At 61.6% G+C, this 16629-nt stretch carries 15 protein-coding genes; 14 read left to right on the top strand and 1 reads right to left on the bottom strand.

All coding sequences use genetic code 11. From position 1 onward, the window contains the following. Positions 1 to 192 precede the first annotated feature (192 nt). A complete protein-coding gene (locus tag MOD31_RS04905; RefSeq protein WP_142938121.1) occupies positions 193 to 1062 on the bottom strand; it encodes a DUF1295 domain-containing protein in 870 nt (289 codons plus the stop codon). A 94-nt stretch (positions 1063 to 1156) separates the two neighbouring features. Here MOD31_RS04905 and MOD31_RS04900 point away from each other — a divergent pair, with 94 nt between their 5' ends. The 14 genes from MOD31_RS04900 to paaZ all read left to right on the top strand — a co-directional run bounded on the left by MOD31_RS04900 (position 1157) and on the right by paaZ (position 16398). After that, positions 1157 to 1636, top strand: coding sequence for a MarR family winged helix-turn-helix transcriptional regulator (locus MOD31_RS04900; protein ID WP_250820018.1), 480 nt, complete (start codon positions 1157 to 1159; stop codon positions 1634 to 1636). Beyond that, positions 1633 to 3501: a long-chain fatty acid--CoA ligase gene (locus MOD31_RS04895; protein ID WP_250820017.1), complete on the top strand. Its 1869-nt coding sequence runs from the start codon at positions 1633 to 1635 to the stop codon at positions 3499 to 3501. Before MOD31_RS04900 ends, MOD31_RS04895 begins: the two co-directional genes overlap by 4 nt. Next, positions 3498 to 3917, top strand: a complete 420-nt coding sequence (locus MOD31_RS04890; protein ID WP_142938124.1) for a DUF2177 family protein — start codon at positions 3498 to 3500, stop codon at positions 3915 to 3917. The genes MOD31_RS04895 and MOD31_RS04890 overlap by 4 nt, the downstream gene beginning before the upstream one ends. 45 nt (positions 3918 to 3962) lie before the next feature. Then, complete coding sequence (locus tag MOD31_RS04885) at positions 3963 to 4421, top strand: SRPBCC family protein (RefSeq protein WP_166841777.1); 459 nt, start codon at positions 3963 to 3965, stop codon at positions 4419 to 4421. Beyond that, positions 4421 to 5077: a pentapeptide repeat-containing protein gene (locus tag MOD31_RS04880; protein WP_166841776.1), complete on the top strand. Its 657-nt coding sequence runs from the start codon at positions 4421 to 4423 to the stop codon at positions 5075 to 5077. The genes MOD31_RS04885 and MOD31_RS04880 overlap by 1 nt, the downstream gene beginning before the upstream one ends. 142 nt (positions 5078 to 5219) lie before the next feature. Further along, positions 5220 to 6446 (top strand): acetyl-CoA C-acyltransferase, encoded by a 1227-nt coding sequence (locus MOD31_RS04875; protein WP_250820016.1) that lies wholly within the window; start codon positions 5220 to 5222, stop codon positions 6444 to 6446. Further along, positions 6446 to 7276 carry an enoyl-CoA hydratase/isomerase family protein gene (locus MOD31_RS04870; RefSeq protein WP_223940813.1) on the top strand — a complete coding sequence of 277 codons (831 nt, stop codon included), beginning with the start codon at positions 6446 to 6448 and terminating at the stop codon, positions 7274 to 7276. Before MOD31_RS04875 ends, MOD31_RS04870 begins: the two co-directional genes overlap by 1 nt. Then, on the top strand, positions 7273 to 8136 hold the full coding sequence (locus tag MOD31_RS04865) for a 3-hydroxyacyl-CoA dehydrogenase family protein (RefSeq protein WP_250820015.1): 864 nt from the start codon (positions 7273 to 7275) through the stop codon (positions 8134 to 8136). The genes MOD31_RS04870 and MOD31_RS04865 overlap by 4 nt, the downstream gene beginning before the upstream one ends. A 25-nt stretch (positions 8137 to 8161) precedes the next feature. Continuing rightward, a complete protein-coding gene (locus tag MOD31_RS04860) occupies positions 8162 to 8758 on the top strand; it encodes a GNAT family N-acetyltransferase (RefSeq protein WP_142938130.1) in 597 nt (198 codons plus the stop codon). A 151-nt stretch (positions 8759 to 8909) separates the two neighbouring features. After that, complete coding sequence (locus tag MOD31_RS04855; protein WP_250820014.1) at positions 8910 to 9830, top strand: SGNH/GDSL hydrolase family protein; 921 nt, start codon at positions 8910 to 8912, stop codon at positions 9828 to 9830. A gap of 192 nt (positions 9831 to 10022) precedes the next feature. Then, the gene (locus tag MOD31_RS04850; protein WP_250820013.1) at positions 10023 to 10760 is read left to right on the top strand and encodes a tyrosine-protein phosphatase; all 738 of its coding nucleotides are present in this window, start codon (positions 10023 to 10025) and stop codon (positions 10758 to 10760) included. Next, on the top strand, positions 10753 to 11766 hold the full coding sequence (locus tag MOD31_RS04845) for a glycosyltransferase family 2 protein (protein WP_250820012.1): 1014 nt from the start codon (positions 10753 to 10755) through the stop codon (positions 11764 to 11766). The genes MOD31_RS04850 and MOD31_RS04845 overlap by 8 nt, the downstream gene beginning before the upstream one ends. A 134-nt stretch (positions 11767 to 11900) precedes the next feature. Further along, entirely contained in the window at positions 11901 to 14087 is a 2187-nt protein-coding gene (locus MOD31_RS04840; RefSeq protein ID WP_284705267.1) for an S-layer homology domain-containing protein, read from the top strand. Between the two features lie 211 nt (positions 14088 to 14298). After that, positions 14299 to 16398 (top strand): phenylacetic acid degradation bifunctional protein PaaZ, encoded by a 2100-nt coding sequence (paaZ, locus tag MOD31_RS04835; RefSeq protein ID WP_250820010.1) that lies wholly within the window; start codon positions 14299 to 14301, stop codon positions 16396 to 16398. Positions 16399 to 16629: the final 231 nt, after the last annotated feature.

Genomic DNA, 16629 nt, shown 5'->3' with positions numbered 1-16629 from the left:
CTGGCCATCAAGGACATCTGCGCTGCATCGCCAACAGACTTCATGCCATCGGTCGGGGCGGAGCGGGCACGCGCCGTTTGCGTTTGCGGACCCGGCGTTGTGAGGCCTGCTTTGCTCGTTATTCATGGCGCATAGGGTGCAGAGCGGGCCTCGCAACGGGAGGTGTCCGTGTTGTGAGGCCTGCTTTGCGTTCTAGCCGAGCTTGGGGATCAACACCGGTGTGTTCTTCTTGTAGGCCTCGTACCCCGCTTCGCCGCCCCAGGTCTTGTCCGCCTTCTTCTCCAGCAGGGGGATACCACTGACCCTGGTGAGGAGGAGGGCCACGAAGACCGGTGAGATCATGGCAACCCACTGCCAACCTTGGAGTACAGGGATGGTGACGATCGCAACGCCAATCCAGAGCAGGATTTCGCCAAAGTAGTTCGGGTGCCTGGACTTGGACCACAGCCCAGTGGATATGAACTTGCCCTTGTTGGCGGGGTTGGCCTTGAACCGGCTCTTTTGCAGGTCGGCCACAATTTCGATGGCGAACCCGGCTGCCCACACTAAGAGCCCCACGATGGCCAGCCAGTCCACGGCCACCCGGTTGGTGCTTGTGATGGCCACCCAGGCGGCTGCTGCCGTGAAGACCACCCAGAGTCCCTGCATGGTCCAGACGTTCAGAAAGCGGATGAACGAGGGCTTGATCTCGTCGAATCGATCGTCCTTGCCTGCTTTGTGGATCCGCCGCGACAGGAAGGTGCCCAGGCGGAGTGCCCAAGCGGTCACCATGGCCGCGAGGAGCAGCGAGCGGGCGTCAATTCCGGGTGTGGCAAGCACCAAAAACACTGTGATGGCTACGTAGGTCAGCGAACCGGTGAGGTCGAAGAATTTTTCCGTCTGGGCTTTGAAGGACGGGATGAAGACGATCCATTGAATGATGAAGGCGGCGGCTACTGCTGCCGCAAAGAGTGGAATGCCTGCCAAGACTTGCCCATGCTGGCTTCCTGCCCAAGCGACCAGTGCCCCCAGCAGCACTACCACGGGAAGGGCAATGAGGCCCTTCCTGTCTGAATCCTTCACGGCGTGGTTCCTTTCGCGGTGGGTCCCTCGCGACGAGTCGTGAAGGATTACCTAGCCTGTTTGATGTTCAATCTATTTTGATTACTATATAACCATGCAAAACCATGAGAGTGCTAGCGAAGGCTCGGAACATCCGGTTTCCCTGACCTTGCAGGGCCTTTTCGGCCTCGCGAACGAGACGGAACGTGAGGTAGCCCGGACTCTGGGCCTCAACCTCACCGACTACAGGGCGCTGACCGTCCTTGCTGACTCCGGACCCGTCACCGTTGGAGCACTTGCCGCGGAACTGGGTGCGACAGCGGCCACCACCACAGCGCTGGTCAGCCGCTTGGAATCGCATGGTTACGTTGAACGCATGCGCAGTACCGAGGACCGGCGCCAAGTGCACGTGAACGTTACAGAGGCGGCATCCAGCAAGGTCAAGGATCTGATGCTGCCATTGCTGTCCGCTGCCAGCCGGCAACTGGACGCATTGCCCCAGGACCGCCAGGAAGTCGTCACGGAATTCCTGGACGCCGTCTTGAACCTCATGCAGGATCACTTGCAAGCGATATCAACAGAGGGTGTCCGATGAGAGAATTCACCTCCCCGCCGTTGGTTGACGCCACAGTTCACCGCAATGCCACCGACCTTCTCATGCAACGTTTGCGGACAAGCCCAGGGCATGTCGCGTTCGAAGTCCGCGAGCCCGGTGCTGCCATCACCGATCCGTGGCGGCAGGTAACCACCGAGCAGTTCGTGGATGAGGTTCGCGCCTTGGCCAAGGGCTTCATCGCAGCCGGGATTCAACCGGGTGAGTCGCTGGCCATCATGTCCCCAACCCGTTACGAATGGGCGCTTGCCGACATGGCGGCGTGGTTCGCCGGCGCCGTCGTGGTTCATGTTTATGAAACCTCCGCGGCACCGCAGGTGACAGCGATCCTTGCCGATGCCGACGTCCGGCTCGCCGTGGGGGGCAGCGCCGAACACGCGGCGCTCTTGGAGCAGGGCTTCGCGGGAGCCGGACTGACGGCGTTGGGGATCTGGACCTTTGATGCCCAGCCGGGCGCTGACCTGTCTGACCTGGTGGCGCGTGGCGCGGGCATTCCGGATCACACCGTAGAGGAACGGCGGCTCCTTGCTGACCTTCATAGCGTTGCCACCATCGTGTACACCTCCGGAACAACAGCCGCTCCCAAGGGTGCCCTGATCACGCACGGCAACTTTGTGGGACAGGTACTGAATGTGGCGGCCGCGTACACCGAGGTGGTCCGTGAAGGCGGCAACACCATCATTTTCCTGCCCATGGCGCATGTGCTGGCCCGCGGGCTGCAGCTGATCTGCCTGGCCAACGGCATGCGCATCGCCCACCTGTCCGATCCCCGCGACGTCGTGCCAGCCCTGGGTGCCCTGAAGCCCACGTTCCTGGTGGTGGTCCCGAGGGTCCTCCAGAAGATCCAGGCATCCGCGGCTGCTGCCGCAACGCAGAAACGTCTGGGGCGGGTGTGGTCTGCAGCGCAGCGCACCGCTGTGGAGTGGGGCAGGTTCGCAGAAGCGCACGACGCCGACCCCCGGCTGCGTGCCTCAGCCGGCCTCCGCGTCAGACGCGCCCTGTTCGACCGCCTCTTCTACTCGCGGCTGCGGCAGTTGGTGGGTGGGCGGCTGGACTACCTGCTATCCGGTGCAGGCGCCCTTGACGCCGAACTATCCCTGTTCTTCCGAGGATTAGGGCTTCCTGTGATCGAAGGCTACGGCCTCACCGAAACCACGGCACCGCTGACTGGCAACCTTCCAGGGGCCATCAACTCCGGGTCGGTGGGCGTTCCCATGCCGGGGACCACCGTCCGGCTCTCGGAACAAGGAGAAGTGCTGGCGCGCGGCGTGGGCGTTTTCTCCGGGTATCGCCGCGACGCAGACAACGCGGAAGCCTTCGTTGACGGATTCTTCCGTACAGGCGACCTCGGCGAACTGGACCACTTGGGCCGCCTGACACTGAAGGGTCGCATCAAGGATGTGATCGTTACTGCCGGTGGCAAGACCATCTCACCAGCCATCTGGGAGGGCTATGTAGAAGGTGATCCCTTGGTGGCCCACGCCGTCATGGTGGGGGAGGGCAAGCCCTATCTGGGCGGGCTGGTGCTCCTGGACCCCGAATCAGTGGCCGCATGGGCTGAGCGCGAAGGCATCTCCGATCTGAAGGGCCTCACGATTCCGGACGACGGCGGTGCTGTCCAGATTGACGACGTCCGGCTTCTGGCCGTGATTGGTAAGGCCGTCAGCGCTGCCAATTCCAAAATTGCCCGCTCCGAGCAGGTGCGCCGGTTCGTTTTGTTGCTGACAGACCTCAGTGAGGCCAACGGATTTGTCACTCCCACCATGAAGCTCAAACGGAGTGCTTTCACCAGCCGCGCAGGCCACATTGTGGAAAGCCTCTACAACCAGCCCCGGAGTCGAGCATGAAGCGGTGGTTGCTCGCCTACGCCCTGGCAGCAGTGATCTTCGCCGCGATCGATGTCGTCTGGATCCTCACTGTGGCGCAGCGGCAGTATCAGAGCCAGATGGGGCATCTCCTGGCAGCCAGCCCGCAGCCGGTCGCGGCCGTGCTGTTCTACCTCGTCTTCGTTGCGGGGATAGTGCACTACGGGGTGCGGCCCGGGAGGGCGGACTCGACGCTGCGCCGGCGGATCTTCGCAGGTGCCTTGTTCGGTTTCTTCACCTACGCAACCTGGGCGTTGACGGCGCTCGCTGTCCTCAAGGACTTCCCTGCCCTGGTGGCCTTGACTGACATCGCCTGGGGCGTTGGTGTGTGCGGTGTGGTCACGTGGCTTACGGTGGTGCTGCTTCGACTGATTCCGTGGGGGCGCCCGGCGTCGTAGGCCTTTGCGGTTTGGAGTGTCGGGGGTCGGGTCTAGGCTCGATGTATGGAACACACCACCACCTTGACGCAGCACGTCAACGCACGCCCGGAGAAGGTTTGGGCCGTCATTTCGGACATTCCCGGCTCGGCCGGCACGCTCTCAGGCATCAACTCAATCCAGATGCTCAGTGAAGGCCCCTACGGGGAGGGAACGCGCTGGAAGGAAACCCGGACCATGATGGGTAAGCAGGAGACGGTTGAGATGTGGGTTTCCGAGACTGACCCTCCGCGGAGCACCACGGTCAAGGCAGTTCAGGGCGGTGCGGACTACACCACCCGTTTCAACCTCACCGAGCGCGATGGCGGTACGGATCTGACCCTGACCTTCGGCGCCGAGGTGATCAATCCCTCGCTCATCAGCAAGGTGGGGATGGCCCTGTTCGGGAAGTTAGGGATGAGCATGACCCGTAAGGCTCTCAGCAAGGACCTCGCCGAGATCGCTGCCAAAGCGGAATCGCTCTGATGGCGGTTGCGAAGGTTGCCGCGCCCAAGATTTCGCCGGTGCGCCTGGATGAACTACGCGACGACGACGCCCCGGACTTCCAGCGTGGCGAACGGTACGACGGCGTCAGGCTCACCCGTGTTTCTGCCGACGGAGAGGAACTCAGCGGCGCCGATTTCATAGAGTGCGAGCTGAACGGGGTCTCCTTCAACGAGGCTCAGCTGCGGGGGGCAACGTTCCGCGAGTGCATCTTCTCCGAGCCGTATGCCCCGGTCTTCATGGCTGCGCGAACTTCCTGGCAGGACGTGGAGATCACCAACCCGCGGTGGGGGTCGGCCGAACTCTATGAGGGTAACTGGCGCTCTGTCAGAATCGACGGCGGCAAGCTGGACTATGTGAACCTGCGTGGTTCCAAGCTCATGGACCTTCAGATTTCCGATTGCATCATCAATGAACTTGATCTTGGCGGCTGCACGGGTACGCGGTTGGCCTTGAAGAACTGCACCATCGGAACGCTGGATGTCACGGGCGCCAAGCTGAAGGACGTGGATCTGCGGACCTCGGAGTTCCGCGGAATCAACGGATTGGCCGGACTGGCAGGAGTGGTGATCGACGACTACCAGCTGAGCCTCATGGCACCGCTACTGGCCGGGCATTTGGGAATTCGAGTGCTCTGACGCCGGCAGGGGCCGGTCTCAGCTGATCCGTAACTGAGGACTTCAACTGTTGACCGGCTCCCCGGGCCGTGTAATCTTTATAGAACGAACGGTCGGTATATTATTCCAGGCCGGTCCCTTTCACTTCGCGAAGGATGTTCTCATGGTCGAGGCTTTTCTTGTTGGCGGCGCACGCACGCCTGTAGGTCGCTACGGTGGGGCGCTGTCCTCCGTTCGTCCGGACGATCTCGCCGCGCTGGTGGTCCGGGAAGCGGTGGCGCGTGCCGGCGTCGATCCTGACACCATTGACGAGGTGATCCTCGGTAATGCCAACGGCGCGGGTGAGGAAAACCGAAACGTGGCCCGTATGGCCACCCTCCTCGCCGGACTTCCCCTCCACATTCCCGGCATCACGGTGAACCGCCTCTGTGCCTCGGGCCTCAGCGCCATCATCATGGCCAGCCATATGATCAAGTCCGGAGCTGCGGACATCGTAGTGGCCGGTGGCGTCGAGTCCATGAGCCGCGCACCTTGGGTACAGGAGAAGCCCACCACGGCGTTCGCCAAGCCGGGCCAGATCTTTGACACCTCCATCGGCTGGCGCTTCGCCAACCCGCTGTTCACCAAGGGCGAGCTGTCCCGCGACGGCAAGATGACCTACTCCATGCCGGAAACCGCCGAGGAAGTGGGACGGGTGGACAACATTTCCCGCGAGGACGCTGACGCGTTTGCCGTCCGCTCACACGAACGTGCGCTGGCAGCGATCGCGGGCGGTCGCTTCAAGGATGAGATCGTTCCTGTCACTGTAAAGACCCGTAAGTCGGAAACCGTGGTGGACACCGATGAAGGTCCCCGTTTGGGCACCACCATGGACGTTTTGGCCGGCCTGCGGCCTGTTGTTCCCGGCGGTTCAGTGGTCACGGCAGGTAACTCCTCCACGCTCAACGACGGCGCATCAGCCATCATCGTTGCCTCCGAGGCCGCCATCAAGAAGTTCGGCCTGACACCCCGCGCGCGCATCGTGGACGGCGCATCGGCCGGCTGCGAACCGGAGATCATGGGAATCGGCCCGGTCCCCGCCACCCAGAAGGTTCTGGCACGCACCGGACTAACGGTCGGACAGCTAGGCGCCGTGGAACTGAACGAAGCCTTCGCCACGCAGTCGCTGGCCAGCATGCGTCGGCTCGGCCTGGACCCGGACATCGTTAACAACGACGGCGGTGCCATCAGTTTGGGGCACCCGCTCGGTTCCAGCGGCTCGCGTATCGCGATCACGTTGCTGGGCCGTATGGAGCGGGAGCTCGCCTCAACCACCGGACCTAAGCTCGGGCTGGCGACCATGTGCATCGGCGTCGGGCAGGGTACCGCGATGCTGCTGGAAGGCGTGTAATGGCCTTGGATACGAAAGACTTCACCACCCTCCTGATCGAGGAACGCGAGGACCGCCTCACTGTCTTGCTGAACCGTCCCGAGGTCCGTAATGCGATCGACCAGACCATGGTGGACGAGCTTCACACGGTTTGCGCTGAGCTTGAGCGGAACCCGAAAGTGCTGATCATTGCAGGCACTGAGGGTGTGTTCGCCTCCGGCGCGGACATTGGACAGCTCCGCGAACGCCGCCGGGACGACGCCTTGCAGGGGATCAACTCCACCATCTTTGTGCGCATCGCCAAGCTGCCCATGCCGGTTATTGCGGCTCTGGACGGGTATTGCCTGGGCGGGGGAGCGGAACTCGCCTACGCCGCCGATTTCCGTATTGGCACACCGAGCGTTCGGATCGGCAACCCCGAGACCGGGCTGGGAATCCTCGCGGCCGCCGGGGCCAGTTGGCGGCTGAAGGAGCTTGTGGGTGAGCCGAAAGCCAAGGAAATCCTCCTGGCCGGTGCCGTTCTCCGTGCCGAGGAAGCCCTGCGCATCAGCCTCATCACTGAGATCCACGAGGCTCCCGAACTCATGGATGCAGCACACAAACTGGCGGACCGGATCGGGCGTCAGGACCCTCTAGCTGTGCGGATCACCAAATCGGTCTTCCACGCCCCGGCTGAAGCTCACCCGCTGATCGATACCCTTGCGCAGGGAATCCTCTTTGAATCCCAAGCCAAGTTTGATCGCATGCAGGCCTTCTTGGACAAGAAAACGGCCAAGGCTTCGCAAGACACCGCAGCCGCACCCGACACCGCAACCCACACCGCCGATTCGCAAGACAGGACCCGGAAATGACCCAAACTCCCACCATCCCGCACGTCGTTGGAGTTCTCGGTGGTGGACGGATGGGTGCGGGCATCGCGCACGCTTTCCTCACCAAAGGCGCCAATGTGATCGTTGTAGAACGCGACCACGAGGCAGCAGCCGGAGCCCAGGATCGCGTTGCTGACGCCGTCACCAAGTCAGTCGCCCGCGGGACCCTGAACGAATCTCACGAAAAGGCGATGTCCCGTTTCAGCACTTCCACGGACTACGAATCCTTCATTCATTGCGGCCTCGTGGTGGAGGCAGTGCCGGAGGACTTCGACCTCAAGGTCACAGCGCTGAAGGCCGTAGAGGAACACCTCTCAGCCGACGCCTACCTGGCCTCGAACACGTCCTCGTTGTCGGTGACCGGACTGGCCGACGAACTTCGCCGTCCGGCTAACTTCGTGGGGTTGCACTTCTTCAACCCGGTGCCCGCTTCCACCCTCATTGAGGTGGTTCTGGGCATGAAAACCTCCCCCGAACTCGCTGTGGCGGCCAAAAACTGGACCGAGGCACTCGGCAAGACCGCCGTCGTCGTCAATGACGCCCCGGGTTTCGCCTCGTCCAGGCTGGGCGTCGCGATTGCCCTTGAAGCGATGCGTATGGTGGAAGAGGGAGTGGCATCGGCGGAAGACATCGATGCCGCCATGGTCCTGGGCTATAAGCACCCCACCGGTCCGCTCAAGACCACGGATATTGTTGGCTTGGACGTTCGGTTGGGTATCGCCGAATATTTGCACGCCACGTTGGGCGACCGTTTCGCTCCGCCGCAGATCCTTCGGGACAAAGTGGCGCGCGGGGAGCTTGGCCGGAAGACCGGCAAGGGATTCTTCGACTGGAACCACTAACGGCCGGGCCGGTTAGGCTAACCGGGTGACTTCCATTGAACCCATCACCCTGACCGGCCAGTTCGTAACGCTGGAACCGTTGAGCCAGGAACACCATGACGGACTGGTAGACGCTGCACGCGACGGCGATCTCTGGAAACTTTGGTACACCTCGGTCCCCACACCTGAGGGTATGGCCGCTGAAATCGATCGCCGCCTGGGACTACAGGCAAAGGGATCCATGCTGCCTTTTGCGACGCGATCAAACCTCACAGGCGAGCTGATAGGCATGACGACCTATATGAATATCGACGCCCAAACACCTCGCTTGGAGATCGGATCCACATGGAACGCAGCGTCGGCTCACGGCACTGGCACCAACCCGGATTCCAAGCTGTTGCTACTGCGCCACGCCTTTGAAACCTTGGGCTGCCCCGCCGTGGAATTCCGCACCCACTGGATGAACCAGCAGTCCCGCGAAGCAATCGCCAGGCTCGGCGCCAAGCAGGACGGCGTGCTTCGAAGCCATTCCCGCAGTGCCGATGGAGCCCTCCGCGACACAGTGGTCTTCTCCATCCTCGACCACGAATGGCCAGCTGTTCGCAACGGGCTGGAATTCCGGCTGGCCAAGTACGGCGCATAGCTCGGCATGGTGTCAAGGTCTTTCCCCTGCACACCCTTAGGCGTAATCTTGCCAACACATTGCCCCGGTACACGGCCGAATGGTGGGCGAGCCGCGACTTCCGCACATGCGGGACCGGAGCCCCATCGAGCGGTAAAAAAGGGGATTCACCATGGCAACTCATCAAGGACGACGGCGGCACGCGGCTTTTGCAGGCGGGCTCGCCATTGTGGCACTTTGTTTAGGCTTCGTTGCCAGTCCAGCGACGGCCGCTCCACCGCCACCGGTCGACTACGTTGCGCTCGGGGACTCGTATACGGCGGGGACCGGGGCGGGCGGACTGTATCGGGACGCGGTTTGTTGGCAAAGCGAACCCGGATATGTAGACGTTGTGGCGGCTTCCGGTCGCGTGGATTTGCTGAGCAATTTAGCCTGCCATGGTGCTTTACTGTCCTTTGATCCGCTGAATCCGAGCCCGTTCTACAACGGCGCTCCAACCGTTGTTGAGCAGATTTTCTCTGGCCAGGCTGACCTCCAAAAAGCCGAGCTCGTGAGCATTACGGCCGGCGCCATAGATGCCGGAAGCCTTCTTGCTTTGCAGGCCTGCGCTTCACCGGACACCGCCACGTGCGCGGGCACGGTTGCGGGGATCCGCGCCAACCTCGGCTCTGTTACCACTGCACTTGCGGGTACGTACGGGCTCATCCGTGCGGCGGCTCCCAACGCGACTATTGCCGTGATGGGCTATCCTCGCCTCTTTGATCCGAGCCAGGGTGATCTGGTTATCCCGGGCGTAACCGTTGTCCCTGTCGCTAACCAGGTCATGGCCAATAGTGCCGTTGATGATTTGAACAAGGCCATCGCAGCAGCCGTACAACTCAGCGGGAAGAACGTGGTCTTCGTCGACGTCACCAAGCGCTTCGGTGGACACGCCGTCAACTCCGCAGATCCTTGGATTGTGTTGGTCCCCGTTCCCGTGGCCCCGTTCGATCGCCTTCCGGACGCAAACTTCCATCCAAACGTGGCAGGGCACCAGGCCTATGCCTCAGCACTCATCTCCACGGTGAAACCCGCGCAGCTGGCCAAGCGATAGCCCATTCGTTAGGGGGCGAGCTCTCGGCGGTCATCGAAGGCTATTCCGCCGAGAGCCAATCCCGCGTGCTTTCCCGCGACCGTCTCTCACATCCCGCGTGCTTTCCCGCGACCGTCTCCCACTTCCCGCGTGCTTTCCCGCGACCGTCTCTCACATCCCACCCCATGGCGCCGATGTGCTTAGCTGGCTCCTATGGAAGGGACTACTTCAGCTCACCAGAGCGTCCAGTGGGACGGCGCCGTCAACGCTTGGCGAATCGCGGGGGACATTTACCGTATGGGTCGCCACGAATGGGTCACCGAGTCCGGTTGGCAGCAGATGTACGACGACGGCGTCCGCACCGTGATCGATCTCCGCGCCTCGCGCGAGCGGCGGCAACGCGACACCGACCCCCAGGTGCCTGACGAGGCGAAGGCGCGTATCGCCGTCGTGCATTGCCCGACGGAAGATCCGGACCATCAGGATTTCAGCGAACTTTTCGGCCCGTACCTCAAAGATCCCGCCCAGTATGGCGATTACCTCGAACTGTTCGCGGACAGGATCGCTGCGGTCTTCAAGGCTATTGCCGCCTCGCCCGGCAAAGTGGTGGTTCATTGCTCCGCGGGCAGGGACCGCAGCGGCATGATCGCGGTGATGTTGCAACGATTGGCCGGCGCCGACGATGAGGAGATCATGCACGGATACGTACTTGCAGCGCGGGGTATCAATGAGCGGCATCGTACGCATGGGGCGCCGCACGCCCACGATCCCTACCTGTCCCACAACGACTTGGAGGCGATGCTGACCGATCGTCGGAACAGTCTGCGAGCCTTTCTCGCCACGTTGGACGTCATTGGGTTCCTGAAGGCCAACGGCGTCTCGGACAGGGAGCTGGACGCCGTCCGGGCCAAGCTGGGTGTACCTCCGCTGCTAAAATGGAGAGTTGACTAATTCCGAAACGGACGGACCAGAAATGACTTCCGGCGCCCGCGTCACTATCGTGACGCGAACCAAGAACCGACCCATCTTCCTGGCTCGGGCTTTGGACGACATCTTCGCCCAGACGTTCCAAGACTTCGAGCTGGTGATTGTCAACGACGGCGGGAACCCGGCCGACGTCGACCATCTCACCGCCCAGCGTTCGGAAGCCGAACGGTCCCGCATTACCACTCTTCACCACGCTGAATCGGCTGGCATGGAGGGGGCATCGAACGCCGGACTCAAGGCCGGTTCCGGCGAATTCGTGGTGATTCATGACGACGACGACTTCTGGGCTCCCGAGTTCCTGGCCCGGACAGTGGCTTACCTCGACGATCCCGCGCACGCTGCCGAAAGCGGCGTAATGGTGCGGACGGAAATTGTCATTGAAGAGCTTGTTAACGGCAAGATCGAGCCCATTCGCCGTGAGATCTTCTGGGCTGACATGCGGCAGATAACGCTGGCAGACATGCTCAAGATCAACCGTGCGGTCCCCATTTCTTTCCTGTACCGGCGAAACCTTCACGATCATGTGGGCTACTACAACGAGAACCTGCCGGTGGTGGGGGACTGGGAATTCCACCTCCGCGTCCTGAGCCACTCGCGCATCGGATTTCTCGACGGCGAACCGCTCGCCTTCTGGTCGCAGCGGCCCCAATCCGATGGTCATCACAGCAACAGCATCTTCGCGAAGGTTGCCGAACACGCCCAATACGATGCCTTGGTCCGTGACGACTACCTCCGCGACCAGGCCGCGCAGGGCGGACTTGGAGCCATGTTGTACCTGACTCGGGTGCTGTCAGAGCAGGAGGAACTCATCGTTACCCAGCAGCGCCGCTTGGATGAGTCCGCAGCCAAACTCGATCACATTCTGGAACGCCTCGAAGCGCTGAACCAGACCGTGGTGGTGCGGACCAGTGTGGGTGAGTTCCTGAAGAAGCCCATGCTGTTGGTGAGGAAGATGCTCCGCCGGAGCTAAACGGTCATGCAAGCGTTCTTCGCTCGATGTGTTATGTGAGCCTCGACTATCGACTGTGCTGTGCCTGAGGCCCTATGATCTCGGAAGGGCTGCTGATGAAGCGGCCCTTTCGTTCGCATAAATATGGGGGACCCATGAGGGGTTATTCTCGCGGCCGTTTTCGGCTCGCACTCACACTCTTAGCAGCACTCATTTTGGGTACATTCCCCGTCGGGCTCGCATCCCCAGCTTCAGCCGCGCCCGCGGGGAGCATTTCCGGAACTGTCGCGGTGCCCGCCGGTGTGGATGTTACCGCGGTCTACATCTATGCCGAAGGCGGTCCGACCTCTGCGAGCGCTCGGCCGAATGCCAGCGGTCAGTTTACTGTCTCAGGACTAGCAGCGGGCGAGTATCGGCTGCGCTTCGTGAATTTTGCCTACGATCATCTGGTCATCCATTCCTACTACGGTAGTTTCAAATTTGCTGACGCAACAAAGATCGCGGTGGCACAGGGTGCGGCGGTCACGGGAATCAATCACACGATGACCCCAGGTGGAAGAATCAAGGGAAGAGTGGCGATGCCGGCAGGTACCAATGCCGGAAATGTCTTTGTACATGCCCGGGTTCACAACGACTATCAAGCAGACAGCGATTGGTCATATCCCTCCGACGGCGAGGGTAACTTCGAGCTTGGTCCTCTGGCCCCTGGTGAATATGTTGTCTCGTTTACGCAAGCTTTCGGCTCCGAACCTTTTATAGAGACGCACTATCCGGGAGTCCCTAACGGAGACTTGGCCACAAAGGTAAAGGTTGTTGATGGGCAGACAACTACCGGCATAAATCAGGTCTTGAGGAAGTCCGCATTGATTTCAGGGACCCTATCGAGCCCTGTACCGTTCGGCGGCACCGTTTTCGCAAAGCCGATCGGTGACCTCGGAAAGATGGCAGGATACGCAGCCGTTAAAGGTGGCTCTTACACCATCGGAGGACTTGAGGCGGGGACCTACAAACTTGAATTCCGTTCCGAGGAGGCCACTTTTGCGTCCATGTGGCACGGCGGTGTTGCCGGACCGGCTGCATCACCATCCGTAACTGTTGGGAATGCGCAGCATCTCAGTGGACTATCGGACACAGCAGTAAAAGGGGCAACGATCAGGGGCTTTACGGCAGGTGACGTCAACTATCAAAGTGTGGACGTGGTCAACCTTGACGGCTCGCTCGCAGAATACGTCAACACGGTCAGGTTGCTCAAACCGGAGGAATACGCGGTCAGCGGGCTGTTTCCGGGGACTTACAAGGTCCAATTTAATCGCTACACCCATGACACTTACCGGACGGCTCAGGAAGGGCAGTATTACAATGCTGTGCCCGAAAGTGCCGGTCTGGGAAGTGCCGCCGCAATTACTGTTGCTCCGGGTCAAACCGTCTCGAATATTAACCAAGTGAGACGCGTCGGAGGAACCCTGACGGGCAAACTTATGGGTGCCAACGGCACGCCTTTGAAGGATGCATCAGTTCGGGTTTACAGCAAGGATGGTCTTCTGGTCGCCCGTCGCGGGACAACGGCAGCTGATGGGGCATTCAAAGTGACCGGGCTCAGTACAGGGCTCTATTTCGTGTCGGCTACACCTGCCGGTGAGTCGGGCCCCATCTACTCCGGCAATGTTCTCACGGAGGTCAATGCCCGGTCCGTTTCCGCGTTCGCAGGGCAAAACACCGACGTCGGAGCATTGAGCTACGCCACCGCTTCGCAGGGCGTCCAGGGCTTTGATGATGTCCCGATCGGCGCACAGTTTGAGAATGAAATGCAGTGGTTGGCTGACAAACAGATATCCACGGGGTGGGAGTCCAACGGGACGAGGATTTATAAGCCGCTAACTCCTGTCAACCGTGATGCCATGGCGGCGTTTATGTACCGGTTGTCGGGCAAACCCGACTTCACGGCACCCAACGTTTCCCCTTTCAAAGACCTGCCGGTGACGGCGCAGTTCTACAAAGAGATCACGTGGCTTGCCGACAAGGGGATTTCTACCGGCTGGGAAGAGGCTGACAAGACCAGGACCTACCGGCCGTTGCAGCCCGTGAATCGTGACGCCATGGCGGCGTTCATGTACCGCTTGGCTGGTGAGCCTGAGTTCACGCCGCCGGCGGAGTCGCCGTTCATCGATGTGTCCGTTGAATCCGAGTTTTACAAGGAGATCACCTGGCTCGCGGCTCAGGGCATCTCCACGGGTTGGGCTGAACAGGGAACCACCAGGTCGTTCAAGCCTTTGCTGCCCGTGAACCGTGATGCCATGGCAGCATTCATGTTCCGCTACAACACCAAGTTCGGTCCCTCGTAGCCATACTGCGTGTGCCAGCAATGCGAAGGGTCGGTCTCCCGCTATGGAGGCCGGCCCTTCGCCGTATCCGGGGCGAGCATAAGAAATTCCTGCTGTACTCCACCGGGCATTCATGTACCCTGTATATATTACCGAACGGCCGGTCAGTAATGTTGGCTCCAGTCAGCAATGACCGTGCCGATTTCACGTGCCTTGGAAGGACCCGTCGACGATGACCACTACCGCAGTCGCCCCGGAAACCACAGCCGTTGCAACCGTTCCCAGCTACGTCCAGGATGCCTGGTGGACGCCGGCACCCGATGCCAAGAGAGTCCCGGTCCGTGATGCCAGCACCGGAGAGGTCCTGGCCAACGTCAGCACCGACGGACTGGACCTTGCCGCCGTCGTCAATCACGGCCGCACCACCGGCCAAACGGAACTTGGCAAGCTGACGTTCCACCAGCGCGCGCTCAAGCTCAAAGAGCTGGCCATGTACCTCAACGGCCGTCGCGAAGAGCTCCATGAATCCTCTTCGCAGAGCGGTGCCACCAAGATCGACAACATGATCGACATTGACGGCGGCATTGGTGTGCTCTTCACTTTTGGCTCAAAGGGCCGCCGCGAACTGCCCAACTCGCAGGTTGTGGTGGATGGTCCCATGGAGACGCTGTCCAAGGACGGATCGTTCGTCGCCGAGCACATCTACACCCGGATTCCCGGCGTCGCGGTGCAGATCAACGCGTTCAACTTCCCGGTCTGGGGCATGCTGGAGAAGTTCGCTCCCGCGTTCCTTGCCGGCGTCCCCACCATCGTGAAGCCGGCAACGCCCACGGGCTACGTTGCAGCCGCAGCCGTCAAAGCAATCGTCGAGTCCGGCATTCTTCCGGCAGGTTCACTCCAGTTGATTTCCGGTTCCGCCCGCACCATCCTGGACGAGCTCGATTACCGCGACCTCGTGTCCTTCACCGGCTCGGCCTCCACTGCCAACTCCCTGAAGGGCCACAAGAACGTGGTCCAGGGCGGCGTCCGTTTCACGTCCGAAACTGACTCCCTGAACGCCGCAATCCTCGGCCCCGACGCCGTTCCGGGCACACCCGAGTTCGACGCTTTCATCAAAGCGGTGGTCACCGAGATGACAGTCAAGGCGGGCCAAAAGTGCACGGCCATCCGCCGCGTCATCGTCCCGCAGTCACTGACCGCCGAGGTCGCCGCCGCCGTCGGCGCCCGCATCAACGAGCGCGTGGTCCTCGGAGACCCGCGCGCGGAGGGCGTCACCATGGGCGCCTTGGCATCCCTGGAACAGCTCGCGGATGTCCGCGCCGCCGTTCAATCAATGCTCGACGCCGGTGGTGAGCTGGCGTACGGATCTCTCGATTCGCCGTCGGTCACCTCCGTGGGCGGCACCGTAGGCGTGGTGGAAGACGGCGCATTCATGTCGCCGGTGCTCCTGAGCTGGGCAGACGCCGAAGCCGAAGAGGTGCACTCGTTGGAGGCGTTCGGGCCGGTTTCCTCAGTGATTGGGTACTCGGACCTCACCGATGCCATCCGCTTGGCAGCCCGCGGCTCAGGCTCGTTGGTGGCCTCGGTCTGCACCAACGATCCCGCTGTTGCTCGGGAGCTGGTGCTCGGCATCGCTGCCCACCACGGACGCGTCCACATGCTCAACCGTGAAGACGCCCGGTCATCCACGGGCCACGGATCCCCGGTCCCGCACTTGGTCCACGGCGGCCCCGGGCGTGCCGGCGGCGGTGAGGAGCTTGGCGGTATCCGCTCCGTCATGCACCACATGCAGCGCACAGCCATTCAGGGATCACCGAACATGCTGACCGCAGTTACCGGTCTTTGGCACACCGGCGCTGACCGGAACTTCACCGTGGAGACCGAAGGCGAGCACCCCTTCCGGAAGCACCTGTCCACGTTGCGGATCGGTGACGCCGTGCGTTCGGAACTCCGTGAGGTCACTCTCGAAGACATCACTGCCTTCGCCAACTCCACTGGTGACACGTTTTACGCGCACACCAACCAGGAAGCCGCAGAAGCCAACCCGTTCTTCCCCGGCATCGTGGCCCACGGCTACCTGCTGCTGAGCTGGGCTGCCGGACTCTTCGTTGAGCCCGCTCCGGGTCCCGTGCTGGCCAACTATGGCCTGGAGAACCTTCGCTTCATCACCCCTGTTGCCGCCGGCGACTCCATTCGGGTCACGCTGACAGCCAAGAAGATCACGCCTCGCGAGACCGACGAATACGGAGAGGTAGCCTGGGACGCCGTCCTGACCAACCAGAACGACGAAATTGTGGCCACCTACGATGTCCTGACCCTCGTGGAGAAGTAACCCTCTCGCACATCCCTCGGGTTTGGCCGGGACGCTCTAGCAGCAACGACAAAACGCCTTTCCGCTTCAATGCGGAAAGGCGTTTCGTCGTTCCGGAGGAGGGCGGCCGATACGAATTTCACGACGACGGCGGCACAGGGCATCGTCACGCCCGCCACCGTGGGATGTGAGAGAGGGATGGCCGAGAGGCGGCGGGATGTGAGAGAGGGATGGCGGGGAGGGGGTGGGATG

The organism is Paenarthrobacter sp. TYUT067 (assembly GCF_023656375.1).
In the GTDB taxonomy this organism is placed as follows: Bacteria; Actinomycetota; Actinomycetes; order Actinomycetales; family Micrococcaceae; genus Arthrobacter.
Note: the sequence above shows the minus strand (reverse complement) of the source record. Positions and strands in the feature narration are given on the sequence as shown.

Bases quoted from the DNA above. Each gene is read 5' to 3' on its own strand.
- MOD31_RS04900 (WP_250820018.1), top strand. From the start codon at position 1,157: ATGCAAAACCATGAGAGTGCTAGCGAAGGCTCGGAACATCCGGTTTCC.
- MOD31_RS04895 (WP_250820017.1), top strand. From the start codon at position 1,633: ATGAGAGAATTCACCTCCCCGCCGTTGGTTGACGCCACAGTTCACCGC.
- MOD31_RS04890 (WP_142938124.1), top strand. From the start codon at position 3,498: ATGAAGCGGTGGTTGCTCGCCTACGCCCTGGCAGCAGTGATCTTCGCC.
- MOD31_RS04885 (WP_166841777.1), top strand. From the start codon at position 3,963: ATGGAACACACCACCACCTTGACGCAGCACGTCAACGCACGCCCGGAG.
- MOD31_RS04880 (WP_166841776.1), top strand. From the start codon at position 4,421: ATGGCGGTTGCGAAGGTTGCCGCGCCCAAGATTTCGCCGGTGCGCCTG.
- MOD31_RS04875 (WP_250820016.1), top strand. From the start codon at position 5,220: ATGGTCGAGGCTTTTCTTGTTGGCGGCGCACGCACGCCTGTAGGTCGC.
- MOD31_RS04870 (WP_223940813.1), top strand. From the start codon at position 6,446: ATGGCCTTGGATACGAAAGACTTCACCACCCTCCTGATCGAGGAACGC.
- MOD31_RS04865 (WP_250820015.1), top strand. From the start codon at position 7,273: ATGACCCAAACTCCCACCATCCCGCACGTCGTTGGAGTTCTCGGTGGT.
- MOD31_RS04855 (WP_250820014.1), top strand. From the start codon at position 8,910: ATGGCAACTCATCAAGGACGACGGCGGCACGCGGCTTTTGCAGGCGGG.
- MOD31_RS04850 (WP_250820013.1), top strand. From the start codon at position 10,023: ATGGAAGGGACTACTTCAGCTCACCAGAGCGTCCAGTGGGACGGCGCC.
- MOD31_RS04840 (WP_284705267.1), top strand. From the start codon at position 11,901: ATGAGGGGTTATTCTCGCGGCCGTTTTCGGCTCGCACTCACACTCTTA.
- paaZ (WP_250820010.1), top strand. From the start codon at position 14,299: ATGACCACTACCGCAGTCGCCCCGGAAACCACAGCCGTTGCAACCGTT.